Source organism: Larkinella bovis (assembly GCF_042655385.1).
Classification (GTDB): Bacteria; Bacteroidota; Bacteroidia; order Cytophagales; family Spirosomataceae; genus Larkinella; species Larkinella bovis.
This window is the reverse complement of the sequence record NZ_JBHSMA010000002.1, coordinates 888,342-913,786: the sequence shown is the minus strand read 5'-3', so window position 1 is coordinate 913,786 and position 25,445 is coordinate 888,342. Positions and strand designations below refer to the sequence as shown.

The window sequence follows — 25,445 nt, the reverse complement described above, 5'->3', positions numbered from 1 at the left end:
GTGTATTTTTGGGTAACTTTCGGAGAATAAACCAAAGACGATTGCCAATACCCAAAACCGCCTATCGCCAAAAGTTTATCCGTATCTTCGGGATTGGCTATTAACTTTTTGTTATCATGTAACAAAAAAGTGTGCGGTTCCTTAATGAGAAAGTGAGTGATTAAAATAAAAATAGCCCGAATTTTGTAAAAAAAGCCGGTTTAACCCCGTAAATTGGACGTAGGACATTCAGGTATGGATTCAACGTATAGCACCTGTTCCGACGAAAGCATCCTGAGGTCGATTCATGAAACCGACGATGAGTTCGCATTTGCCGAACTGTATAATCGGTATTTCCGGCTTTTGTTCAATTATGCCTATGGCAAGGTAAACGATCAGTTCGCGGCCCAGGAAATCATCCAGGAATTGTTCGTAAACGTGTGGCAGCAACGGCACCGGAACACCATCCAGTGCTGCCGTTCGTATTTGTTCAGCAGCGTCAAAAACCTCATCATCTCCTACTATCGCAAAGAATTTACGCGCCAGTACCATTACAACCAGTGGGAAATTCAAACCCGGGAATCCAGTGAGCTGACCGACCAGCCCTTGCTAACCGCCGACCTGCAGAACCGCTACGAGCAGGGCCTGCACCTGTTGCCGCCGAAATGCCGGGAAGTGTTTCTGCTCAGCCGGAAAGGGCAGTCCAACCGCGAAATTGCCCGGCAACTGGAGATTTCCGAAAAAACGGTTGAGCAGCACATGACCAAAGCCCTCCGCACGTTGAAAGTATACCTGAAAGAGCATTTTGTCCATATTTTTCTGCTGATCCAGCTTTTCTAAACCGTCTTCCGGCTCGGGTTGTCCGGCCCCAATGGGTTGAAGGTCGCTCTTTTTTCAACCGTTCTTAATTTTTTTTCAAACCGACTAAGGGTTCCCCGCCCGGCAGGCGACTTAGGAATTGTAACATTCCTAGCCATGCCACCACCCCCTATTTCTCCCCATTTATTAGACAAGTACCTTCAGAATCAATGCACCGATCAGGAAAAAGAACTCGTGGAAGCCTGGTATGCCGCCCTGAACGGCCGCCCGGATTTTCTGGATTCACTACCGGAAGCACAACAACGCCAGTTTCAGCGCGAAACCTTTGAAACGATTCAAACTAAACTTCATTCCGTCCCCAAACCGCGACTCCGCCCGATTCGCTGGCGGTGGGTATCCGGACTGGCGGCTTCGGTGGCTATTCTGCTGGGCGTCTATTTCACCTACCGCTATGTTACGAATCAGCATCAGTCGGTTCCGGTTCCGGTTTCCATTGTCCGACAGCTAAAAGAAAAAGATCCGGTCAATCTGACTCAGTTTGTCAACCACCAGCCCCGGCTGGTGAAGTTTAAACTGCCCGATGAGAGTACGGTCTGGATGCATTCCGGCGCTTCCATTTGGTATCCGAAAGAATTTGGGGCCGACAAACGGCAGGTGGTGTTCTCGGGGGAAGGCTTTTTCGATGTCAAAAAGGATAAGAGCCGTCCCTTTTTCATCAGAAGCGGGGAGATGCAGATCAAGGTCCTGGGCACCAGTTTCAACGTAAAAGCGCCGGCTTCGCAAACGGTTTTCCAGATTTCGGTCGTAACGGGCCAGGTGCAGGTGAGTGCGCCCGATCCGGACGAAAACGAGCAGCAGGTCATTCTGAAACCGCAGCAGCAGGCTATTTTCGAAACCGCATCCCGACGCCTGACGTCCTCGACCATTCCGGCGCAGGCCAAAAAAGAAATTTACGAACCGGTGACGATCGTGTTTGAGAATGCCCCGCTCGACCAGGTCGCGAAAAAACTCGAGAAACGGTTCGACATCCAGATCCGGTTTTCCAATCCAAAAATTGCCGCCTGCCTCGTCAATGCCGATTTTGAGCAGCAATCCCTGCCCATTATCATGGAAATGCTGTGCACTGCGCTGGATGCGACCTACACCTTCAACGGGAAGGTCATTACCCTGGACGGACTGCCCTGCGAACCCTAGTAATTCTTTAGTAATGAATAACTTCCAACGCTAACTGTTTCCTATGAACCTTTTCTACTCACTACCCCCCTGAGCAAAAAAACCGATCGTGTGCCACCACGACCGGTTCAAACTGACATTCCCTTTCGCATCGTGCCACCGACAGAAAGGGACTTTAATCCAACAGCGCTTAACTATCAGACAATCAAAATTATGCAAAATTCTATCCTAAACCAGTCGGTCGACTGGCGAAAAATCATGCGTATCGGATTACTTCAATGGATACTTGCCTTCCTCCTGACCGGCAGCAGCTACGCCCGGGAGATTGCGGCACAGTCGATCCTGAGTAAGGATATGACGCTCCATCTCTCGAATGTTACGCTCAAGGAGGCTCTCGATCAGATCCAGGAAAAAGCGAATACGAAGTTTGTGTACAGCAGTCGGGTGTCGCTCCGGGAAGCGGTTTCCATTGACGTCCAGAACCAGAAATTGTCGCGGGTCCTGGACCAGTTGCTGATGCCGCGCGGGATTACGTATAAGGTGATCAATGAGCAGATTGTGCTGGCCCGCGAGAAAAATAATAAACTCGAGACCTTGCTGCCCAACCTCGAATCAAAAATGGAAACCTACCTGTCGCGCCAGGAAATCCGCCTGAAGGGAAAAGTAAGGGCTGCGGATGGTCAGCAGGAAGCCCTGGCCGGGGTAACGGTGGTGCTGAAAGGAACCACGCGGGGGACGACCACCGACGGCAGCGGGAATTACGAACTTTCGGTCCCGAACGCTTCGGCGGTGTTGATTTTTAGCTTTGTTGGGTACGCTTCGCAGGAAATCACGGTTGGTAACCGCACGGTCGTCAACGTCACCTTAGACCCTGACAGCAAAAGCCTGGAAGAACTGGTGGTGGTGGGTTACGGAACCCAGAAGAAAGTCAACCTGACCGGTGCGGTTTCGCAGGTCCAGGCCAAAGACCTCGAAAACCGGCCCCTCAACAACATGACCCAGATTTTGCAGGGGATGATTCCCAACCTGAACATTACGTTCAGCACCGGGCAGCCGGGACAGGGTGGGAACCTGAATGTACGCGGAGAAACCTCCATCAATGGCGGTGGCCCACTGGTGTTGATCGACGGTATTCCGGGAGACATTAACCGCATCAACCCGGGCGACGTGGAATCGGTATCGGTGTTGAAAGATGCGGCCGCTTCGGCGATTTACGGAGCGCGGGGCGCGTTTGGGGTGGTGTTGGTAACAACCAAAACCGCTAAAAACGGCAAAACCAACATTTCGTACAGCAACAACTTCGGCTGGTCGACGCCGACCGTCAGCACCAAATTCATGACGAACGGCTACGACTACGTCAAGATGAATGACGAAGCGTTTATTCGGGCAACGGGCAACAGCTACACCCGGTATTCGGAAGAAGATTACAAGGAACTGGAAGCGCGTCGGTACGATAAAACCGAAAACCCGGCCCGGCCCTGGACCGTCGTTAAAAACGTCAACGGGAAAGATATTTATAATTACTACGGTAACTACGACTGGTGGAACACGCTGTTCAACATGACAGAGCCCTCCCGCCAGCACAACCTGAATTTGTCCGGCGGAACCGACAAAGTGAATTATTTCCTGTCGGGGTCGATTTTCGAGAAAGAGGGAATCATGAAAATCAATACGGATAAGTTCACCTCGTACACACTCCGCAGCAAGATCAACGCCCAACTGACGCCCTGGCTGAAAGTCAGTAACAACACGCAGTACTTCGACTCCAAGTACACCTATCCGGGTCTGGAAGGGGGTGCCAACGCCAACTTCGTGGCCATCACGGTGCACGCGTTACCGGCCTACGCCCCGCGCAACCCGGACGGAACGGCGACCTATAACACCCTGAAAAACAACTACTCCATCGGCGACGGCTTGTTTGCCAACCTGCTGAAAGGCGTTGCGGGCGGGAAGAAAGGCGTGCACGAGCTGACCACGATCAACTCGGTAACCATCGACTTTACCAAAACCTGGAATCTGGTGGCCAACCACTCGTACTCGTTCTATATCGCCGACGACTGGTACCGCTCGGCGGTTGCGCAGTATTCGATCCAGCCGGGTATTTTGACGACGGTGCCCAACTACAATACCGATCAATTGCGGAAAACCATGTGGTTCGACCCGGTGAACGTCACCAACCTGTACTCGTCGTACAATCATACGTTTGGCAAACATTATATGTCGGCGATGGCGGGGATGAACTACGAATCGAAGAAACACCAGCGGTTGTTCGGGGCGCGGAAAAACCTGCTTTCGGAAAGTCTGAACGATCTGAACCTGGGAACCGGCGAGCAGCTTTCGGGTGGTGATTCCTACCAGTATTCGCTCTTCGGGGCCTTCTTCCGGGTCAATTACGATTATGTCGGCAAATACCTGCTGGAAGTCAACGGACGGTATGACGGAACCTCCCGGTTTGGCGAAGGCCGCCGGTACGGTTTCTTCCCGTCGGTGTCGGCGGGCTGGCGGATCAGCGAAGAATCCTTCTTCGAACCGCTGCGCAACGTCGTCAACAACCTGAAATTTCGGGCTTCGTACGGAACGCTGGGCAATCAGTTGCCGTCAAACTCCAACTCGGCCAGCTTTTACCCGTACATTTCGATCATGCCCACGGCCCAGTCGAGCTGGATCAGCAACGGCCAGAAGCTGAATTACGTCAACAGTCCGAACCCGATTTCGCCGGATCTGACCTGGGAAAAAGCCACCACCTCCAACCTGGGGATCGATGCGGATTTCCTGAAAAACCGCCTGAATCTGTCATTCGACGCCTACATCCGGAACACCACGGACATGCTGGTGCCGGGTCAGGTGCTGGCTGCGGTGTATGGAGCGCCTGTTCCCACCAAAAACGCCGGGAATTTGCAGACCAAAGGATTTGAACTGGCTTTGGCCTGGCGCGACCAGGTGAAGGTAGCGGGCAAGCCATTCGCCTACAATGCCTCGTTCATGCTCTCCGATGCAAAATCGGTAATTACCAAATACGACAATCCGAACAAGATTCTGTCGAGCTATTACGAAGGACAGACCATCGGCGAGATCTGGGGCTATTCGATCGAAGGCGTCTTTAAAACCAACGAAGAAGCACAGGCCTATAAAGTGGATCAAACCATTGTCAACAAGCAACGGCTGAGCGCCCCCGGCGACTGGAGCAAATTGCAGGCAGGGGATCTGAAGTTCATCGACCTCGACGGCAACGGAAAAATCGATCAGGGAGCCAACACGCTGGCCGATCACGGCGATATGAAAATCATCGGAAACAACCGGGCGCGGTACCGGTACGGAATCAACCTCGGCGCTTCCTGGAGCGGTTTTGACCTGTCGGTGATGGGGCAGGGCATTCTGCGGAAAAACTGGTATCCGGGCAACAACGCCGATAAATTCTGGGGGCCTTATTCCCGGCCGTACTATTCGTTCATTCCCGAAAACTTCGCCGACGACATCTGGACGCCCGAAAACCCGGATGCGTATTTCCCGGTTTTGCGCGGTTATACGGCGCTGAACGGCGGTGGTGACCTGAACGCGCCCAATGACCGGTATATCCAGAATGTAGGGTATTTCCGGGTGAAAAACGTGGTAATCGGCTACACCTTGCCGGAAACGCTGACCAAAAAAATCCGGATTCCCCGGGCGCGGATTTACGTCAGTGGCGAAAACGTTCTGACTTTCACGCCCCTGAGAACCAAATACATCGATCCGGAACAATTTGATGGTGACGCCACCAACGGACGGACGTATCCGCTGTCCAAAACCTTTTCGGCAGGTCTAAACGTCACGTTCTAAAACCGATTTACATTCGCATTCCCATGAAAAAAATCATAAGTCTCCTTTTCATTACGCTCGGTCTGGTTTCGTGTGACCTGGACCTGGTGCCGCAGGACGCTATCTCGCCGGAAACCTTTTTCAATACCGAAAACGACCTGCTGCTGTACACGAACTCGTTCTACAACGCCCTGCCTACGGCCGAGGATGTGTATCTCGAAGATGTGGATAACATTGTCAAAAACAGCCTGCGCGACGAGTTGCAGGGCACGCGCGTGGTGCCGACCAGCGGAGGGGGCTGGAGCTGGACAACGCTTCGGAACATCAACTATTTTCTGGCCAATTCGGGAAAATGCCCGGACAAAAAAGCCGTGGCCAAGTACAACGGGCTTGCCCGGTTTTTCCGCGCGCATTTTTACTTCGGCATGGTGAAACGCTTCGGCGATGTGCCCTGGTATTCCAAAACCATCGAGGTGCTGGATCAGGAAATGCTGACCAAAGCGCGTGACCCGCGGGCGGTGGTGATGGATTCGGTAATGGCCGACATCGACTACGCCATTGCCAATCTGGACAATTCGCGGCAGCTCAACACCATCACCAAATGGACGGCGCTGGCGTTGAAATCCCGCATGGGGCTCTACGAAGGAACGTTCCGGAAATATCATCCGGAATACAGCCTGCCGAATGCCGACAAGTTTCTGGACGCCTGTATTTCTGCTTCGGAAGAGTTGATGAAAAACAGCGGTTACTCGATCTACAAAGCGACCCCCACAACGGCTTACCTGAAACTGTTTTCGTCCGACAATGCCATTCCCGACGAGGTGATTCTGGCGCGGGATTTCAGCGATGAATTGCAGGTGTACCACAACCTGAATTATTACACCATGACGGCTTCCCAGGGAAAACCGGGGCTGGAAAAGAAATTGGTGAACAGCTACCTGATGGCCGATGGATCGCGCTTTACCGATATCAAAGGCTACGAAACCATGCAGTTTGCGGACGAAGTCCAGAACCGTGATCCGCGTCTGGCGCAGACCATCCGGACGCCGGGGTATACGCGGATCGGCGAAAACGTCCCGCTGGTTCCCGAATTCGGCGCAACCGTTACCGGTTACCAGTTGATCAAATTCGTTTCGACCCCCAAATGGGATACCAACCAGAAGGACATTACGGACATGCCGATTTTCCGGTACGGCGAAGTGCTGCTCAATTATGCCGAAGCGAAAGCCGAACGCGGCACCTTGACGCAGGCCGATCTGGATATTTCGACCAAACTGACCCGCGACCGGGTGGGGATGCCCAACATCAACCTGGCGGCTGCCAACGCCAATCCCGATCCGTACCAGGCGCAGCAATACACCCAACTGAAAGGCAACAATCTCGGGGTTCTGCTGGAAATCCGGCGCGAACGGCGGATCGAACTGGTGATGGAAAACTACTTCCGCTGGGATGATCTGATCCGCTGGAAAGAAGGCCAGTTGCTGACCAAAACGTTCAAGGGCATGTATTTCCCCGGTCCGGGCAGTTATGACCTCGACAAAAACGGGAAAGTCGATCTGGTAATTTACGAAGGTACCAAACCGACCGTTTCCGGTGCTCAGTTGCTGAAACTCGGCAGTGAAATCCTGTTGGAAAATGGCAGCAAAGGCGGCAACATCGTCGTCAACGGACACATTACCAAAAAATTCGTTGAAAACCGCGATTACCTCTACCCCATTCCGAAACAGGAACGGTTGTTAAACACCAATCTGACGCAAAATCCGAACTGGGAGTAATCAAGGCCGAATGGGAACCCGGATAAAAACCGGGTCCCTGTCCTTCTGCGTCGTTTTCGAACCCAATCCCCAAGACGCACCAACCCACGTCCGTCGCGGGAAAACCCAACAGCATGAAACAATTACTTGCCCTGGTTCTTATCATTCTTTCCGTCCCTTCGTTCGCCAGCAAAAGCGAGGATTTGCCGGAAAACCGCCCGAACAGGAAAGCCAAAACCCTGACGGTGATGACCTACAACATTCATCACTGCAACCCGCCCTCGGCCGGTACCAAAATCGATGTGGACGCCATCGCCCGCGTGATTACGAAAGAAAAACCGGATTTCGTGGCGCTGCAGGAAGTGGATGTCAACACCGAACGGTCGGGCAAAGGCCGGCATCAGGCCCAGGAACTGGCCCGGCTCACGGGCATGCATTTCTTTTTTTCCAAAGCCATCGACCACCAGGGCGGTGACTACGGCGTGGCGGTTTTATCCCGGTTTCCGATTCTGGACTCGATCCGGTTTGCGTTGCCGGTCGATCCGGTTCTGGGCGGTGAACCCCGCACCTTTGCGGGGGTAACGGCGGAAATCGGCCGTGGGAAAAAGGTCATTTTTGGCAGCACCCACCTCGATCTGAAAGAACCGAACCGCCTGACCCAGTCTGAGCTGATCGTCAAACACTTCGAAACCTCTAACCTGCCCCTGATTCTGGGCGGTGATTTCAACGCCCTGCCCGACAGCCGGGTGATGCAGTACCTGGACCAGCATTTCGTCCGAAGCTGCCAGACGTGTGCGCCGACCATCCCGGTCAACAAGCCGAACCGTACCATCGACTTCATCCTGTACAAACCGGGCGATACGATTAAAACGCTGTCTACGAAAGTAATCGACGAGCAGTATGCGTCCGACCACCTGCCAGTGGTGGTGAAGTTGCAGGTAAAGTGAGTGGAATTTCTGGCCTTATAAAAACCGCCCCAGCTTTGACCGGGGCGGTTTTTGGGTTTATGCTTTTTTCAGCCATTGGTCAAACCAGGCAAAAGCATCGGTCTGCATCGCGTGGTCAAACTTGTGGTCGCCGTCGTAAAACCGCCCGGCATACCGCTCCATCGCCCCCGCCTTGGCAAAGACTTCCTGCAGTGTCTGATCGGCGGCCTGCATTTCCGGCAGGGTGAAGAGTCGGTCCTCCCGATTGCTCTGAACCATCGTGGGTAGTGGCACCCGCAACCCCAGAATCTCCGGAAAATCCAGGTAATTGGGCAACAAAGGAGTATACGTCATCCAGGTGTGCGTATACGATTTGTGCAGCGCCAGATTCTTCCAAGTGGTCATAAAACCCACGCAGACACAGCACTGGATCCGCGGATCCAGACCGGCCAGATACACGGTGCGCAGGCCCCCACCCGACAAACCGCCACAACCGACCCGCCGGGCATCCACATCTTGCCGGGCGCAGAGAATGGACAGCGCCACCTGGTCCTCGATGAGCACCACGCCCGGCCAGGTCGTCCCCGCGCAGAACAGTGACTTCGACATCACGTGTTCGTGCTCCGACGACCACTGGTTGTAGACCCCGATCCGCTCGGGATTCTCCGGGTCTTCATCCGTTTTGTTCGTTGTCGTCAGCACGCCGTTGGGCAGCCCTTCCGCTTCCTGATACAGGACCCGGCGACTGCCAAACGCAAACGTATCATGAACCATCACCACGTACCCTTTCCGAGCCATTTCGTTGGCCCAGGCCCGGCCTTCGTAGTAGTCACGCTGGTGGTCGGTGAGCAGCGGATGCTGGTCGTCACCGGTTTTTACGATTTTGCGGTACCCAAAATATTTTTTCCCGCCGTGGTCGTGCAGGGCCAGGATGGCGGGCAGCGGCCCGGTGGCCCCCCTGGGTTTCAGTACCACCGCTTTCGTGGGGTTTCCGTAGGGAAGCTGCCAGGTCAGTTCTTCGATCAGCAGCCCATCGTACTCGTACGTCCGGTCGGTTTTTACGCTCGGCATATCGGGTAACGGCGGAGCAGCCACCAATTCCTGCGTTTTTTGCAGCGCTTCTTTTTTCCAGCGGTTCAACTGCCCCGGTTTCCAGCGGTCATTCCGGAAAGACAACAGGCCCTGCGGCCGCGCCGACATCGCCCAGGGCCCGTAGGAACCAATGATACTCTTCGTTTCATCGACCAACGGGCCCGGTAGCGTTGGCGTTTCGGATTCCGCTCCCAGCCCAAAACCGGGGGCCAGAAACGGAACGGTGCCGGTCAGCAGGGACGACTTGATAAAGGTTCGACGGGAGGGGTTCGCTTTCATGCTGGTTTCAGACGGGTATGAAAACCAAAGATCGCAGCCGGTTTTTACTACCCATCCCCGCCCGTTACAGCGTCAGCCGTTGCCCGTCTTTGAGCAATCGTTCCTGGAGTTTGGCGTAGGGCACTTTCTGCACCGCCGTTTTCCCTTCGATCGCCAGCACGGCCGCCGTAGCCGCCGATTGGCCCAAAATCATGAAAACCGGCTCCATCCGGATCGATCCGTAGGCGATGTGCGAACTCGACACACAAACCGGCACGAGCAGGTTTGTGCATTCGGCTTCTTTCGGCACAATCGAGCCATAGGCAATGGAATACGGTTTGTCCGGGTGAACGCCGATATCACCCTCGTTCTGCACAAAACCGTCTTTCTTGACAAACCGCTGCGCATTGTGCGCATCCAGTGCGTACGAGCCCATCCCGACCGGGTTCGGCACCACGGTTTTGCCCAGCGCATCGGCTTCTTTCATCACAAACTCACCGATCATTCGCCGGGCTTCCCGGATGTATAACTGGTGCGGCCAACCGCCATTGTCTTTGAACTCATCCTTCGGCAGGCCCCACTGCTGCATGGCTTCGTGGACATCGGCGGGGATTTTGGGGTCATTCTGGAGGAAATACATCAACCCTTTTTGATACAGCTCATGCTCCCGAATGATCTGCTTCCGGCGTTCGTAGGTCGCTTCGGGGTAGTCGTAATTTTTGCCGATATAGTCCGTGCTGAACGGGCCGTGGTTGTTCGTATCGGTTTTGCGGTTCGGAATCGGATCGTACTTGTCGAACGTCTCCCGCCAGCCCGTCGCGAATACGCGCGCCAGCAACTCGTAACGGCCGGGGTCGTAGCCCTCCGGTTTCGGGAACGGAATGCGGTTTTCGGGGTGGTTGCTCAGGCACATCCGGAAGCAATACGCCTGAATTTTGTGGTCGCCCGAGCCATTCGGCCCCGGTTCTTCCGCCGATATTTCCGGCAGCAAACCGCTTTTCGGATCGCCCGGCACTTTGTACGGACTGACATCCTTTTTGAAATAATGCCCATGCTGGAAAACGCCGACCTGCACGCCGTTGTGGGTTTCGTTATAGACGCTGTTGGCTTCCCGCCCCACGTGGTAGTTGACACCCGCAGCCGCCATCAAATCCCCTTCGTAGGTGGCGTCGATAAACACGCTGCCCTCGTAAACCGTCCCGCTCAGGGTCCGGAACGAGCGAATGGCTCCCTTCTGTTTCTGAACCCCTTTGGCCGAGCGGTCCAGCCATTCGTTGCGGTAAACCGTCAGATTATTTTCCTTCACAAAATCTTCGAACACCTGTTCGGCCGCGTGGGGCTCAAAAATCCACATCGTCCGGTTGGCTCCGTCGAGCGCGGGGGTTCCCTGCCCTTTGTTGCCGTACTCCGACCGTTTCTGCCACGTCCAGGAATCGTCTTTCTGGTAATGCTGGTAGAGCCGATGGTAGAATTCGCGCGACAAACCGCCGATCACCTGCTTGTTTCCCGTATCGGTAAAGCCCAATCCCCCCGCCGACAGACCGCCCAGGTGCTTGTCCGGCGATACCACGATGACCGATTTGCCCATTTTTTTTACCTGAACAGCCGCCGTCACCGCTGCGGAGGTTCCGCCGTAAATAATCACGTCGGCTTTGCGGGTTGGGGCCTTCGGCTCCACCGAAGTTCGGTAGCCGGGTAACACCAGCAGCAGGGCGAGCAAACCGCTTAAGGCCGATCCGTTTATGCTACATTTGACTAAAAATGCCGGGAGAAAGTGTTTGATCGAATTCATAAATCGAGTTTAGGAGAACAAACCGGCCCGTCAGGCCGAAACCAGTTTTTGTAACTACGCCGGGTAATTGCGCCCTGACCGTCGCCGTAAGGAACGATAGGGTGTATCCCGCAAAGGCAACCAGGTATCCAGACCTACTTTTCGGAACGGTATTCCGGTTTACAGTTTTTTGGTATTCGGTTGACAGTTTTTGGTTGGCGGACGCCCGATGAACACATGCGTCCGCCAACCAAAAACTGTCAACCGCCCAATCAATACCCCGGATTCTGCTCCAGTTTCGGGTTTACATCGCGTTCCGTCTGGGGAATCGGGAACAGGTAATGGTGTTCGGCCACGGGAATCGTCGGATTCTGGGCTTTCATCGCGCTGATCAGGCGTTTGGTCCGAGCCAGATCGTACCAGCGGTGCCCTTCAAAGGCCAGTTCCAGCCGCCGTTCCAGCAGCAGACTATCCCGGAACTGGGCCTGACTCAGATTCGGCGTCAGGTTCGGCAATCCGGCCCGGTTTCGAATGCGGTTGAAGGTTGAATAGGCCACCGGGTTGTTCGCTCCCTGTTCGTTCAGGGCCTCGGCGTACATCAGCAAGACATCCGGGTAGCGAATAATCGGGTAGTTGTTGCCGCCATCGCCGTTGCCGGTTGCCGTGGGGTCCAGGTACTTGTTCACATAGCAGGGAAACAGGACGCTGGCGGGTGCCGCCGGATTGGTGGTGGCCGAATAGAGTCGCAGCGTAACATCCCGGCGTTTGTCATCCGAGCGGTACGAACGGTACAGGTTCTCGGTCGGGGGATCATCCCCAAAACCGGCAATGTTATTGACCCGATCGAAAGTCGCCCGCATATAGCCCTGCATCCAGCTTCCCTCGCCAAAACCGCCACTCAGGGCCTGCACCTCAAACACCGCTTCTTTGCCATTTTTATTGGCAATCAGGAAGGCATCCGCAAAGTTGGCCCACAGATCGTAAACACCCAGGTCAATCACTTCCTTGGCTTTGGTCGCGGCATTAGACCAATCCTGCCGGGTCAGGTAGACTTTCGCCAGAAACGCTTTTGCGGCTCCCTTCGTGGCCCGACCCCGGTCGGCGCCCGTATAGGTGGTCGGCAGGATGCTTTCCGCTTCCGTAAAATCCCGAATAATCAACTGATACACCTCGTCCACCGACGCCCGACTGACACTCAGGTCATTCAGTGACGTGGTTTCGCTCGTCATCAGGGGCACCCTGCCGAACAGCCGGACCAGCGTGAAGTAATAAAAACCGCGCATGAACTTGGCCTCGGCCACGTAGCGCGCTTTCAGGTCGTCGTCCATCGGAATGCCGGGAACGCGGGCAATCACGGCGTTGGCCCGGTTGATGGCGGCATAGACCGTCGACCAGATCGACTGAAACGTAAGCGTGGCCGGGGTGAAGGTGTATTTGTCGAGGTCATTTTTGGGCTGGTTGGCCGTCGAACGGCCGTTCCCCCATTCGGCATCGTCGGTAGCCTGATCCTGCAAAATCCACATAATCTGTCCGTACAGGTTCGCCGTGTTCAGCGGATCGTATACCGCACTGACGGCGGCTTTGGCATCATCGGCATTCCGGTAAAAATTCGTGGGTGAAAAATTCGATTCCGGCACCTGGTCCAGCACATCGCAGGAAGCCAGCAGGCCGATCAGGCTGAGAAGAGAAAGTATCTTTTTCATGGCTGTCTTGAGAATGAACGACGAGCCGGAACGATGACGGGGTTGCCCCGAACGGCATCGTTGCTCGTCAATCCTTCATCATTCGTTTAAAATCCTACGTTTAGTCCAAACAGAATCGTTTTTGTGGCCGGGTAGCTGGCGTAATCGAAGCCCTGGCTGCGGCTGTCCTGCCCAAACCGGTTGACTTCCGGATCGTAGCCCGAATAGTTGGTCCAGGTCAGGTAGTTCTGCATCGTCATATACACCCGGGCCGACTGAATTTTCAGGCTGTTAATCACCGACGTCGGCAGGTTATAGGCCAGCTGAAGATTTTTCAGTCGCAGATACGAACCGTCCTCGATCTGCCGGGTCGAAATCCGGTTGGCCGGGCGCGTGGTCGAAGCCCGCGGAATATCGGTATTCGTGTTCGTCGGGGTCCACCGGTTGAGCATATCCCGGGTCTGGTTGGTCGTCGCGTTGAGATACTCCAGTTCGAACCGGTTGGCGTTCAGGATATTATTCCCGTAAACCCCCTGAAAGAACGCCGTTAACTCGAAGCCTTTATAGGAGAATGTATTGCTGAGACCGCCGATAAATTTGGGCTGGGCCCGGCCAATGATAGTCCGGTCGTTGTCGTCGATCTTTTTGTCGCCGTTCAGATCGAGGTACTTGCGATCCCCCGGTTTACGGGCCTGCGGATCGGTGAGCGCCGTCAGTTCGTCGGTGGTCTGGTATAGCCCATCCGTGATGTAGCCAAAGAACGATCCCAGCGGTTCGCCCACGCGGATGATGCCCGAGTTGAGCCCCTGACCGACGTTGGCAACATTTCCCGCGAAGATTTGCGGAGCTCCACCGATATCGAGCACCTTGTTGCGGTTCAGGGCAAAATTCAGGTCGGTATTCCACCGGAAGGCCCGGTCGATGTTGACCGACGAAATGCTGAGTTCGATGCCTTTATTCTGCACTTTCCCCAGGTTTTTGATGGCGCTCGAAAAACCGGAGGTGCTCGGGACCGTCACGTTCAACAGCAAATCTTTCGTGCGTTTCAGGTAGGCATCCGCCGTCACCGTGATGCGGTTATTCAGCAGCCCAAGATCCACCCCGAAGTCGGTCTGGGTCGTGGTTTCCCACGACAAATCCGGGTTGGCAATCTGGTTGGGTCCCAGACCCGTCGAAACCGTGTTGCCAAACACATAATTCTGGGTACCCAGCAGGGAGTAGGCCGGATAATTTCCGACCCCATCCTGGTTACCGGTGGCGCCGTAGGTCAGCCGGAGTTTGAGATCACTCACCACGCGGCTGGTCTTCAGGAAGCCTTCTTCCGACACCCGCCAGGCCAGAGCCGCCGACGGGAAATAACCGTACCGCTTGTTGGACCCAAACCGCGATGAACCATCGGTCCGGAACGAGGCCGTCAGCAAATACCGGTCTTTATAGCCGTAGTTGACCCGGGCCAGGTAGGATTGCAGTCCCCAGGTGCCAACGCCCGATTCGGGGGTCAGCGGTACTGAGCCCGACGACAGGTTACTCGACCCCAGGTTATCGTTCACAAAATTACGCGCGGACGCCCGGCTGGTTTCGGTGCGGTTGGCCTGCTGCGTATAACCCAGCAGGGCCGTGATGGAATGCACCGTGTTGAAGGTACGGGTATAGGTCAGCAGGTTTTCGTTCAGCCAGGTCATGGATTGGGAGTTGTAGATCGCAGCCGATCCCCCCTGCGCCAAACCGCTCGATACCGACCGGGGCAGGTATGAATCCTGCTTTTGCAGAACCCCATCCATCCCCAGCGAAATGCGGAGGCTCAGGCCGTCGATAATCTGGTAATCCCCAAAAACGTTGCCGAAAATGCGATAGGCCGTATTGCGGTTTTTGTTATCACGGGCCAGTGCCGCCGGGTTATCGGCCGTAAAATTCAGCGCCGGATCGGTAATCAGATAAGCCCCGCTCGGCGATCGGACCGGCAGAATGGGCGGAAACTGAAGGGCCGCAATCGTGACCAGTCCGGCACTGCCCAGATCGCCATCCGAGCGCGACTGATTGGTCAGGGTACGGTTTACCGTCAGGCTGTTCCCGATTTTGATTTTGCTCGTCAGTTTCCGGTCCAGATTGACGCGAAACGAATACCGGTCGAAGTCGGAATTGACAACAATCCCGTTCTGTTTGAAATAACCGCCCGAAATCGCGTACTGCGTTTTGTCATCGCCCCCGCTCAACGACAATTGGTAATTGGCAATGGGCGCCTGCCGGAAAATCTCATCCTGCCAGTCGGTCCCCTCGCCGAACGCATCGACCTGAGCCTGCGTATATACCGCCGGACGTCCTTCGTTAGTATTGGCCTCATTGACCAGCTGGGCGTATTCCCGGCCGTTCAAAACCGGGTACTTTCGGCGCACATTCTGAATGCCATAATAGCTCTCGAAGGTGATGGTCGACTTCCCGGCCTTGCCCCGTTTGGTCGTAATAATCACCACGCCATTCGCCCCCCGCGATCCGTAGATGGCCGTGGACGACGCATCTTTCAACACCGAAATGGACTCAATATCGCTGGGATTCAGCGTACTGAGCACGTTAAAACTCGACCCGCTGCCGGCTCCGTCATTTTTGAACGGAATCCCATCGATCACGTACAACGGTTCATTATCCCCCTGGATCGAGTTACCGCCCCGAATCCGGATGCTCGTCGAACCACCGGGTGCGCCAGAGTTCTGGGTAATCTGTACGCCAGCCGCCCGGCCCTGCAACGCCTGATCGAGCGAGGTAACGGCCACTTTCCGGATTTCCTCGACGGGTACTGTCGCCACCGCGCCCGTCAGATCGCTCTTTTTCACCTGCCCGTACCCCACGACAACCACCTCGTTTAGCGCCTTGGTGTCCGGCACCAGTTGCACATCCACTGCCGTTCGGTTGCCCACGGCCTGTTCCTGCGTCACGTAGCCGACAAAACTGAAAACCAGCGTAATTTCGCCGTTCGGTACACTCAACTGGTACATCCCCTGGGCATCGGTGGTGGTGCCTCGGGTTGTCCCTTTCACGACCACGCTCACACCGGGCAAGCCCTCCCCGGTTTCACTCGTCACCCGGCCACTTACCCGAACGTCGGCCCGAATCGGCTCACGGGTCACCACGGACAAGACGCTCGTCAGGCCTTCCAGTGAAACCGGTCCGGTTCCGGCGGTTGGCGTTACGGCTTGGTCCGGCAGGTTGATCAGGACCCTTTCATTCGTTTTGGGCGGTAAAATCAGGTAGGCTCCGGAACGTAGTTTTTTGTACCGTAACCCGTACCGCTTCAACAGAGCATTCAGCGTGGGTTCCAGCCGGGTGTCCAGCGCAAAGGGTTCGACCAGGCTGCCATGCCGGGCAATCACCGCTTCTTCGAATAAAATATCGACGCCATAGTGCTCCTTGAGGTGCAGCAACGTTTGTTTCAGGGTTTGATTTCCCCCCATTACAACGCTGGTTTTGCCGGGTTGCCGGCCATCCGCCTGCTGCGTTGTTCGGACGAAAGCCAGGGTTTGGGCTGCGGCTGGCCCATAACCCGCACTTAATAACCAGCCGGTCAACAGTGCGTAGGGTAACGATTTTCTCATTGAGGAATAGGATTATCGGTCGGTTTTAAAAAAATAATGTTTTGATCCCGGTGGCTCACCCGCAAATCGAGCAGTTCGGCCAGCGCTTCGGCCAGTTCATCGGACGAACCGGCGCGGATCGTCCCCGTTAGCTTCCGGCGGGCCAGAGCCGGGTCGGCCAGTTGCACCTCCACGCCAAACACATACCGGATCTGGCGGACGACTTCCCGGAGAGGTGTCTGATTGAAACTGAAGAGCCGGTAACGCCAATTGCCAAAGCGGGTCGTGTCCGTCTGACCCTGCAGGCGCAGCCTTCCCTTTCCGTCCAGTTCAACCCGATCGCCCGGTTTCATCAACAGGTGTTGCGCCGGGCGGTTTTTCGTAGCATAATGCAAATTCACTTTGCCGCGTTTCAGAACGACTTCGGCCTGCCGCGCCCGGCTGCGAACGGAAAACTCCGTGCCCAGTACTTCCACGGCTAACCCATCGGTAGCCTGCACAATGAAAGGCTGGTGCGTTGAAAGGTGTCTGACATCAAAAACCGCATCGCCGGTCAGCGCCACCTGCCGCGAAAACCAGCCGTAGCCCAGCCGGGGTAATTGCAGGGACGAGTTGCTGTTCAGGGCGACCGTCGAGCCATCGGGCAGTTGAATGGCACGAAGCTGGTAAGCCCCGGTCGTCACGGTTTTATACAGCAGCGGTTCCCGAAAGAACCAGCCTCCCACCAGCAGCGCCAGGGCTACGCTGGCCGCTACCAGCCAGCGGACCGACCCCCTCAAGGGCGGGGACGGCTCTACCGGGGCCGGGCGAATCAGGGGAGACGATTCGGCAACGGGCGCATCGAGCCGGTGCCGGAACTGGTCGAAATGGCGCGCGACATCCGGGGCATATTGCGGAAAGCTTCGCTCCCATTCATCCAGCCACTGAAAATAGAGTTCGCGGCTGGTCGGGCGGGTCAGCCATTCGCCGATCACTTTCTGCTGAACAGACGTCGCCTGACCGGCAAAATACGCAAATAGCAATTCTTTGGTAGGTTCCATGGTGCGAAATCGTTGGGATTACGAGAAAACCGCCAGTAGCAGCCAGCCCCAACTGATCAGTTTTTGTTGCCGGAGCACTTGTCGGATGGTCGAAACCGCCTGGAGCAAATGATTTTCGACGGTTTTGGGCGATAATTTCAACTCGCTGGCAATCGCTTTGTACGACTTGCCTTCGAAGCGGCTCAGCAAAAACACGCGCTGGCGTTGGGGTGAGAGTTGCTGAACGGCCCGCTCGAGGGCGCGGGTGAGCTCGTCCTGTTGCAGCAGCCGGTCGGGCTGCGTTGCGTCAAGATCGGGCTGGTCGAGGTCGTCCGGCAGGGTTTCCTGCCGACTCAGTTCCCAGCGCAAGCTGTTGTAAGCCCGGTTTCGCACGGCCTGGTAGAGATACGCCCGGTACGATCCGTTGATCTGCCGGTAGAGTTGTTTCTGGAAAAACGTGAAGAACAAATCCGCCACCAGATCCTCGGCGACCTGCCGGTCGTATACAAACCGGATGGCGTGGCTGCAAAGGGGCGAAAAATACTGCCGGAAAAGGAGTTCACATCCGACGCGCGGATCCGTTGCAAAGGCATTGCGAATGAACAGTTCATTGTCCGTCCCTGGCGGATCGGAGGCTTTAGCGCCACCCGGCGACAGCGGGCTGGGGCCAGCCGGGAACGGGTCAGGTAAGGGCCGAAAAGGAAACGCGTGGTCAGCCATCGGGTTCAGGGTCTATACCCGAAAGACAAGTTCGCCGTCAAAATCCCCCAATTGATTTTTATTTTTTAATCAGAAAATCCAAAACCGGACTAATCCCGTCCCATAAGTAATTAAGGATCAACGGCTCGGTTCCGATTACAAATCAAAAATCAGGGGATCCGGATTACAAATCCGGACCAGCGTCGTTAGAAATCCGGACGAGCCCAAACCGGGTTTATTCAAAAGGCAGCCGGGCCGGGCGTCGTTCCAGAATTGTGACGGGGTCGCCCACGCGCAGGGTTCCGGTCGTTTCGGCCAGCACGTTTTGTCCGAACAGAATTTTCTGGTCCAGTCGGCGGTAGGTAGCCAGGGTTTTGAGGGGTTCTTTCCCTTTCCGGGCGGTTTGGGGATCAATCGTCGTCAGCACGCAGCGGGCGCAGGGTTTTACGCCGTAAAAGGTCAGCGCCCCAAGCTGGAACCGGTACCAGGTATCCTCGTCGTGCGGTTTGACGCCCTGGACCACCAGATTGGGCCGAAACCGGCTCATTCCCAGCGGTTTTTCAACCCGGCGATTCAGCTCATCCAGCGAATCCGCGCTAATGACCAGGTACGGAAAACCGTCGGCAAAACTCACCACATCGTCGAGCCGGGCGTATTTCGGATCGACCGGTCGCCGGGAATCTTCGGGCATATACACCAGGCGGCACGGAAAACCAAGCAGTCGGCTGAACCAGTCATCAGCTTCCTGACTCACCACCCGCGAATCCACCGCCTGATGATCCCAGACATACGCCGTCAGGGCTTCACCGGTTTCCGGATGCAGGGAGATTTCGAGGAGGTCGTCCGGGCGGTCGCGGTGGTAAACCCGCAACTGCTGATCGGTCAATTCCACGTTGACCAGTGCCATGACGGGATTTTCGCGCTGCGTCAAAAACGTCCCATCGGGTTTCACCAGCATCCACCGGCGGTCGTAGCGGAATCCTTTTGGTTCTACTTCCGCTTCGGTCAGGGAAATACCGCCCAGCGATTTAATGGGATAAATCCAAATTTCCTTTAATACAGGGGTGTTCATACACAAAAGTAGCAAATCAGGGGGATGGTAGGCCAAACGAGTTCACCAGCGGGGCATCGGGCTCACGTCCTGCGCGGTGAACTCCCCTTTCAGGTACTTGAAGTGGGCCGCCATCGCAATCATGGCCGCGTTGTCGGTGCAGTATTCAAAGCGGGGAATGTAGACGTTCCAGCCCTCCTTTGCGCCCATCTCGCCCAGGGTAGCCCGCAAACCCGAATTGGCCGAAACGCCCCCTGCCAGGGCAATTTCCCGAATACCGGTTTCGCGCGCGGCCTTTCGCAGTTTGGTTAGCAAGATCCGGATAAGGGTCTGCTGGATACTGGCACAAATGTCCGGCAAATGCTGAGCAATAAACTCCGGGTTGGCCTTCGTCTGTTTTTGCAGGAAATATAAAAAGGCGGTTTTGATCCCGCTGAATGAATAATCCAGCCCCGGCATTTCAACATCCGGAAAGGAAAAAGCGTCCGGGTTTCCCCGCTGAGCGTACTTATCGATAAGGGGACCGCCCGGATAAGGCAAGTCAAGCAGTTTGGCGGTTTTGTCGAACGCTTCCCCCACGGCATCATCCTGGGTCTGTCCGATAATTTCCATGTTCAGGTAATCCCGAACCAGCACGATCTGTGTGTGTCCACCGCTGACGGTCAGGCACAGGAACGGAAACCGGGGCTGACGGTGTTCATCGATGAAGTGGGCCAGGACATGCGCCTGCATGTGGTGGACTTCAATCAGCGGAATAGCCAGCGCCAGCGCCAGCGCCTTGGCGAAGGAAGTTCCCACTAACAAGGAGCCTAATAAACCGGGCCCCCGCGTAAAGGCAACGGCAGTTAGCGCATTTTTTTGTATGTTTGCTTTGTGCAGCGCCTGTTCCACAACCGGTACGATTCGTTGCTGATGCACGCGTGAAGCCAGTTCGGGCACCACTCCGCCATATTGTTCGTGGATTAACTGCGTTGCTACAACATTGGATTGTATTTTTCCGTTAACACAAACGGCAGCCGACGTCTCGTCGCAGGAAGATTCAATGGCCAGAATTGTCATTTTTAAACGAATGAATATCGAAATTAATGAATAATGACCAATGAATACTGAATATCTTTTCCGATTCGATTGATTTCTACCCAAAATCAGGGCATCCGAGCAGACAAAGCATTTCCCACTATTCAGTATTTATTCTTCATTAAACCCTAGATGCGGTCCTTTTTCACCATACTTCTCAAAACCCTGCTCTACACCGTTCTGGTGATTCTGCTGGTTGCCGGGATTGTGATGGTGAGCCTGCAAATCCCGGCCGTTCAAACGGAAGTCGTGCGCTATGCGGCCAAGCGCGTCTCCGAAAAACTCCTTTTTCCGGTTGATATCCAGCGCATTGCCATCAACTTCGCTTTTCCGAAGGTGTGGGTTAACTCCCTTACGCTGGAAGAAGTTACCATCCGAAACCGCGACCTGAAACCGATGATCAGCGTCGGGCGGCTGGAAGTTTCGCTCGAACTCGAACAACTGATCAACAACGCGGACCGGGATATTCACCTCGACGAGGTTTTGCTGTACCAGCCCGATGTGATCCTGGTGAAAGATGCCAAAACCGGCAATCTGAACATGGATGATTTTCTGGAACGGATCAACGAAATGACCCGCGATACCACCAAACCGTCGGTGGCCAACCAGAATATTCCGTTCACCATCGGCAAAGCTACCCTGATCGACGGAAAGTTCACGTACCACGACATGCGGAAACCGGCTATGAAAGGCCGGCGGTTCGATTATAACCACTTTGTGGTGAACGGGTTAAGTGCCAACCTGAAGGATTTTCTGTTGCTGGGCGACACCATCGCGGTCGATATCAAACGCATGAAAGGTCTTGAAAAACAGGCTGATCTCCTGATCCACCGGCTCGACACGAAGTTTCTCTATTGCGCAAAGGAAATGCGTCTCGATGGGCTGTATGCGCACATCAATGGATCGACGGTGCGCAACCAGCTCGTGTTTTCGTACGACAGCTTTTCGGCCTTCAATGAGTTTAACGACGAGGTGATCATGCGCGCCAACCTGCGGAACGCGGTTGTCCGGGCGCAGGACCTGGCTCCGTTCACCTCGTATTTTGACCAGAACTTTGACGTGGCTCAGGCGTCGGGCGATTATGTCGGGCGAATCCGGGATTTCAAGGTGCACAATGCCGATATCCGGTTTGGGCAAAACCGCCGAAGCCGGCTGGTCGGCGACCTGGCTTTCAAAGGCTTACCGGATACGGACGTTAACACGGTTGTCGATTTCCGGTTCGAACCGTCGCAGGTCAATATGCTGGATCTGCGTCCCTATTACTCCGATTCGGCCTTCAACGAAATTGCCCGGAAGCTGGGCACGGTTAATTTTACGGCAACCTACGCGGGCCGGTTTATCGATTTCAAAACCGTCGGAACGTTCCAGACCGCTATCGGTGCCGTTTCGGGCGATCTGGCTTTGCACCTGAACGGCGATCAGGCCACAACCTACCGGGGTAATCTGAAAGTAACGGATGTTCATGTCGGGGCCCTCATCAACCAGCCCGACCTGCTGCAAAAGGTTGACGGACAGGGCACATTCGAAGGACGGGGCTTAACGATCAAGGACGGTTCCCTCGACCTCAATGCCCGGTTCAGCCGCGTCGGATTTCGCCAGTATAACTACCGGAATATGACCGTTAAGGGCAACCTCCAAAAGTCCTTTTTCCGGGGTGAAGTGAGCGTCCAGGACACAAATCTGGCGTTTGGTCTGAAGGGCGAATTCGACCTGCGGGGCCCCAAAAACCTCTTCGATGTGCGGGGAACCGTACAAAAGGCGGATTTTTTAGCCACCAACCTGCTGGATGACAGCCTGTTGGTTCGCAGCGACCTGGATGTGCAGTTAATGGGTAATACCCTCAACGAACTCGTTGGCAATGCCCGGTTGCTGAATACTTCGCTGACGTATGGCAAACGGAGTCTGGTGCTGGATTCCCTGTTCATCAATTCGTCGGTAACGGACAACGAGCGTTCGATCGCTCTCCATTCGGACTACCTCGACGCCGACCTGAAGGGCAATTTCCAGTTAACCCAGGTGGCCGACGACCTCAACCGCATTGCGAAGGAATACCGCCTGAACTTTGCCGGAAATGCCGCCGGAATGGCCGCTTATTATCAGGACAAACTCCGGAAACCGGTTTTGGTAATCCCCTACAACATCGACTATTCATTCCTGCTGAAAAACTCGCAGCCGCTGCTCGCGCTGCTTTACCCGTCGCTTTATGTGTCGCCCAACGCCCGGCTGGAGGGACGGTTTGGGGTCAATCAGTCGTCGCTGCTAACCATCAATGGGGTCATCGACACGCTGAAATTTGACCAATACAACTTTTACAAAAGCACTGTCGATCTGAACACCTCGAAGTATGTCCATTCGCCCGACGTGCTGGCTTCGCTGGTGATCAACTCGGGGCAGCAGCAATTCGGTTCGCTGGCGGCTACCGAAAATTTGCAGGTCGAAGCAGCCTGGGATGTCAATCACATCGACTTTACGACCAGCCTGCAGCAACAGACAAGCACCAACCGGGCCGATCTGAACGGGTCGCTGACGTTCAAGGGCGACGCCATCGATATTGAACTTCAGAACTCCCGGTTTCGATTGCTGGACAGTACCTGGGCGATTTCGCCCGATAACCTGATCCGGATTGTCGGACCGGAAGTAACCGTCCGGAATTTATCGGTTTCCAACCAGAACCAACTGGTTTCTCTCAGCGGTAAGGTTTCCAGGGATTCGCTCGAAGCCTTACAGGTCGAGACGAAGAACTTCCTGCTGGCAACGCTAAACCCGGTTTTTAACACGAAAATAGCGGGGCTAGCCAATGGCAAAGCCGCCATTCGGGGTGTATACGGTTTGCCCCTGCTCGACGGAAACCTGACCATCGATTCCCTGAAATACAACGATTTCCTGATCGGCAACCTGGTCAACCGAAGCACACTCGACCAGGCGAATCGAATCAATCTGGACACCCGGATCCGGCGGCTGGATCAGGAAATCCTGACCATTACCGGAACCTATACGCCTGGCAACTCGGCAGCCAACCCGCTGGATTTAAAGGCGGTTCTGGAAGAAACCGATCTGCGGATTCTGGAACCCTTTGTCAAGGGCATAGCGACCAATGTGGGCGGAAAGGCCACCGGTGTCGTGACAATCAAGGGCCAGGCCGGCAGCCCGGTTTTGGGCGGTACGATCGACGTAACGAACGGTCGGCTGACGCTCGATTACCTGAAAGCCGACATCGGTTTTTCGGATAAAATTCATTTTGGGTCGAACGAAATTGTGGCCCGCAACATGGTCTTGACGGATCTGAATGGCGGCCGTGCCACCCTGCGGGGCGGAATTTTTCACGACGGTTTTAAGTACTTCACCGTCGACCTGAATGTCGTAGACATGAAAAATTTCAAAATCATGAACACGACCCTGAAGGATAACGAAGATTTTTACGGCACGGCGGTGGCCAGTGGGCGGGTCAGCATTGAAGGTCCGTTCGACAACCTGGCGATCCGGGCCAACGTCACCAGCAATAAGGGAACCCGCATTTTCATTCCGCTCGATCAGGCTACGACGGTTTCGCAGGAGGAAGTCATCCGGTTTATCAACGTCAACCCGGCCCAGCGGGATAGTGTCAGCAAGACCAAAGAACCGGAAGTCGATCTGTCCGGCATTCGGATGGATTTCAACCTGTCGATTACGCCCGACGCGTACTGTGAAATCCAGCTCGACCGCCAGACCGGTGACATTATCAAAGCGTATGGAACCGGACAGTTGGCCATGCGGATCGATACGAAAGGGGACTTCACGATGACCGGTTCGTACGAAATTCAGCAGGGCGAGTATACATTCACCTTCGAAAACGTGATCAACAAACGGTTTCAGATGCTGCCCAACAGCCGCATTACCTGGACCGGAGATCCCTACGAAGCCATGGTGGACGTCAAAACCGCCTATACACAATATGCCTCGCTGGCGCCGATTCTGCAATATTATGCCTCAAGTACGACCAACAATCCGGACCGGAACCGGCGGTATCCGGTCGATCTGTTGATCAACCTGAACGGGCGGCTTCTGAAACCGGATATTTCCTACGATCTGAAAGTGAAGGAATACCCGCAACAACCGGATTTCCGCCAGGCGGTGGCCGCTTTTGAATCCCGGCTGAAAAGCAATGACCAGGAACTGGGCCGCCAGGTAAGCAGCATCCTGTTGTTCAGCCAGCTGGCCCCCGGCGAAGGCCTCGGCCTGATCGATCCGGCAGCGGCCAGCAACAATGTGGTGGGCTCGGGGCTGACGAACAGCCTGAGCGAATTGCTCTCGAACCAGATCAGCCGGCTGGCTTCGACTCTGGACAAAAACCTGGATGTGGGCGTTTCGCTCAACGGGCTGGATCAAAACCTGGTCAACAACCTCCAGGTTCGTCTTTCCTACCGGTTTAATGACCGGTTCCGCATCAGCCGGGATGGCGGTTTTACGTACGGCCAGAATCAGACCAGTGTGGCCAGCCTGCTGGGCGAATGGACGCTGGAATACTGGTTGTCGCCAGACGGGAAACTCCGGCTGAAAATGTACAACCGCAACCAGAATCAGCTTGGCACCTTGAGCACGACGACCTACGGAACGCTCACCACCGGGGGCGGAATGAGTATTCAGTACACCCGATCGTTCAACCGGCTGTTTGGTATTGCGCCCGAACCACCCCGGCCCGGTGTTCGTCCGCAGCCCACGCCCATCGAACGCCCGGCCAACACCATCTCTACACCCACCGAAACCTCCGTGCTTCGGGATATGGATGACCCTCTGTTGTAACCGTC

14 protein-coding genes are annotated in these 25,445 nt (G+C 55.2%); 6 read left to right on the top strand and 8 right to left on the bottom strand.

Annotation, left to right across the window (positions count from 1 at the left end; translation table 11 throughout):
* The first annotated feature begins 234 nt into the window (after positions 1-234).
* The 5 genes from ACFPMF_RS10945 to ACFPMF_RS10925 all read left to right on the top strand — a co-directional run bounded on the left by ACFPMF_RS10945 (position 235) and on the right by ACFPMF_RS10925 (position 8,467).
* On the top strand, positions 235-819 hold the full coding sequence (locus ACFPMF_RS10945) for an RNA polymerase sigma-70 factor (RefSeq protein WP_379844400.1): 585 nt from the start codon (positions 235-237) through the stop codon (positions 817-819).
* Positions 820-954: 135 nt separating this feature from the next.
* Entirely contained in the window at positions 955-1,992 is a 1,038-nt protein-coding gene (locus ACFPMF_RS10940) for a FecR family protein (protein ID WP_379844397.1), read from the top strand.
* 192 nt (positions 1,993-2,184) lie between these two features.
* On the top strand, positions 2,185-5,787 hold the full coding sequence (locus tag ACFPMF_RS10935) for a TonB-dependent receptor (RefSeq protein WP_379844394.1): 3,603 nt from the start codon (positions 2,185-2,187) through the stop codon (positions 5,785-5,787).
* 23 nt (positions 5,788-5,810) lie between these two features.
* On the top strand, positions 5,811-7,541 hold the full coding sequence (locus ACFPMF_RS10930; RefSeq protein WP_379844392.1) for a RagB/SusD family nutrient uptake outer membrane protein: 1,731 nt from the start codon (positions 5,811-5,813) through the stop codon (positions 7,539-7,541).
* 113 nt (positions 7,542-7,654) lie between these two features.
* Positions 7,655-8,467, top strand: a complete 813-nt coding sequence (locus ACFPMF_RS10925) for an endonuclease/exonuclease/phosphatase family protein (protein ID WP_379844389.1) — start codon at positions 7,655-7,657, stop codon at positions 8,465-8,467.
* A 57-nt stretch (positions 8,468-8,524) separates the two neighbouring features.
* On the opposite strand, the gene ACFPMF_RS10920 is transcribed toward ACFPMF_RS10925, so the two are convergent.
* The 8 genes from ACFPMF_RS10920 to tsaD form a co-directional block, all read right to left on the bottom strand.
* Positions 8,525-9,817, bottom strand: coding sequence for a hypothetical protein (locus ACFPMF_RS10920; RefSeq protein ID WP_379844386.1), 1,293 nt, complete (start codon positions 9,815-9,817; stop codon positions 8,525-8,527).
* Between the two features lie 64 nt (positions 9,818-9,881).
* The gene (locus tag ACFPMF_RS10915) at positions 9,882-11,588 is read right to left on the bottom strand and encodes an FAD-dependent oxidoreductase (RefSeq protein ID WP_379844383.1); all 1,707 of its coding nucleotides are present in this window, start codon (positions 11,586-11,588) and stop codon (positions 9,882-9,884) included.
* 251 nt (positions 11,589-11,839) lie between these two features.
* The gene (locus tag ACFPMF_RS10910; protein ID WP_379844380.1) at positions 11,840-13,270 is read right to left on the bottom strand and encodes a RagB/SusD family nutrient uptake outer membrane protein; all 1,431 of its coding nucleotides are present in this window, start codon (positions 13,268-13,270) and stop codon (positions 11,840-11,842) included.
* An 86-nt stretch (positions 13,271-13,356) separates the two neighbouring features.
* Entirely contained in the window at positions 13,357-16,836 is a 3,480-nt protein-coding gene (locus tag ACFPMF_RS10905) for a SusC/RagA family TonB-linked outer membrane protein (protein ID WP_379844377.1), read from the bottom strand.
* Positions 16,833-17,855, bottom strand: a complete 1,023-nt coding sequence (locus ACFPMF_RS10900; protein ID WP_379844374.1) for a FecR family protein — start codon at positions 17,853-17,855, stop codon at positions 16,833-16,835. The genes ACFPMF_RS10905 and ACFPMF_RS10900 overlap by 4 nt, the downstream gene beginning before the upstream one ends.
* 18 nt (positions 17,856-17,873) lie before the next feature.
* Complete coding sequence (locus ACFPMF_RS10895) at positions 17,874-18,554, bottom strand: RNA polymerase sigma-70 factor (protein ID WP_379844371.1); 681 nt, start codon at positions 18,552-18,554, stop codon at positions 17,874-17,876.
* A 214-nt stretch (positions 18,555-18,768) separates the two neighbouring features.
* Entirely contained in the window at positions 18,769-19,605 is an 837-nt protein-coding gene (locus tag ACFPMF_RS10890) for an MOSC domain-containing protein (protein ID WP_379844369.1), read from the bottom strand.
* A 42-nt stretch (positions 19,606-19,647) separates the two neighbouring features.
* On the bottom strand, positions 19,648-20,643 hold the full coding sequence (gene tsaD / locus ACFPMF_RS10885; protein ID WP_379844366.1) for a tRNA (adenosine(37)-N6)-threonylcarbamoyltransferase complex transferase subunit TsaD: 996 nt from the start codon (positions 20,641-20,643) through the stop codon (positions 19,648-19,650).
* 150 nt (positions 20,644-20,793) lie between these two features.
* Here tsaD and ACFPMF_RS10880 point away from each other — a divergent pair, with 150 nt between their 5' ends.
* Positions 20,794-25,440, top strand: a complete 4,647-nt coding sequence (locus ACFPMF_RS10880; RefSeq protein WP_379844364.1) for a translocation/assembly module TamB domain-containing protein — start codon at positions 20,794-20,796, stop codon at positions 25,438-25,440.
* Positions 25,441-25,445: the final 5 nt, after the last annotated feature.

Bases quoted from the DNA above. Each gene is read 5' to 3' on its own strand.
- ACFPMF_RS10945 (WP_379844400.1), top strand. From the start codon at position 235: ATGGATTCAACGTATAGCACCTGTTCCGACGAAAGCATCCTGAGGTCG.
- ACFPMF_RS10940 (WP_379844397.1), top strand. From the start codon at position 955: ATGCCACCACCCCCTATTTCTCCCCATTTATTAGACAAGTACCTTCAG.
- ACFPMF_RS10935 (WP_379844394.1), top strand. From the start codon at position 2,185: ATGCAAAATTCTATCCTAAACCAGTCGGTCGACTGGCGAAAAATCATG.
- ACFPMF_RS10930 (WP_379844392.1), top strand. From the start codon at position 5,811: ATGAAAAAAATCATAAGTCTCCTTTTCATTACGCTCGGTCTGGTTTCG.
- ACFPMF_RS10925 (WP_379844389.1), top strand. From the start codon at position 7,655: ATGAAACAATTACTTGCCCTGGTTCTTATCATTCTTTCCGTCCCTTCG.
- ACFPMF_RS10920 (WP_379844386.1), bottom strand. From the start codon at position 9,817: ATGAAAGCGAACCCCTCCCGTCGAACCTTTATCAAGTCGTCCCTGCTG.
- ACFPMF_RS10915 (WP_379844383.1), bottom strand. From the start codon at position 11,588: ATGAATTCGATCAAACACTTTCTCCCGGCATTTTTAGTCAAATGTAGC.
- ACFPMF_RS10910 (WP_379844380.1), bottom strand. From the start codon at position 13,270: ATGAAAAAGATACTTTCTCTTCTCAGCCTGATCGGCCTGCTGGCTTCC.
- ACFPMF_RS10905 (WP_379844377.1), bottom strand. From the start codon at position 16,836: ATGAGAAAATCGTTACCCTACGCACTGTTGACCGGCTGGTTATTAAGT.
- ACFPMF_RS10900 (WP_379844374.1), bottom strand. From the start codon at position 17,855: ATGGAACCTACCAAAGAATTGCTATTTGCGTATTTTGCCGGTCAGGCG.
- ACFPMF_RS10895 (WP_379844371.1), bottom strand. From the start codon at position 18,554: ATGGCTGACCACGCGTTTCCTTTTCGGCCCTTACCTGACCCGTTCCCG.
- ACFPMF_RS10890 (WP_379844369.1), bottom strand. From the start codon at position 19,605: ATGAACACCCCTGTATTAAAGGAAATTTGGATTTATCCCATTAAATCG.
- tsaD (WP_379844366.1), bottom strand. From the start codon at position 20,643: ATGACAATTCTGGCCATTGAATCTTCCTGCGACGAGACGTCGGCTGCC.
- ACFPMF_RS10880 (WP_379844364.1), top strand. From the start codon at position 20,794: ATGCGGTCCTTTTTCACCATACTTCTCAAAACCCTGCTCTACACCGTT.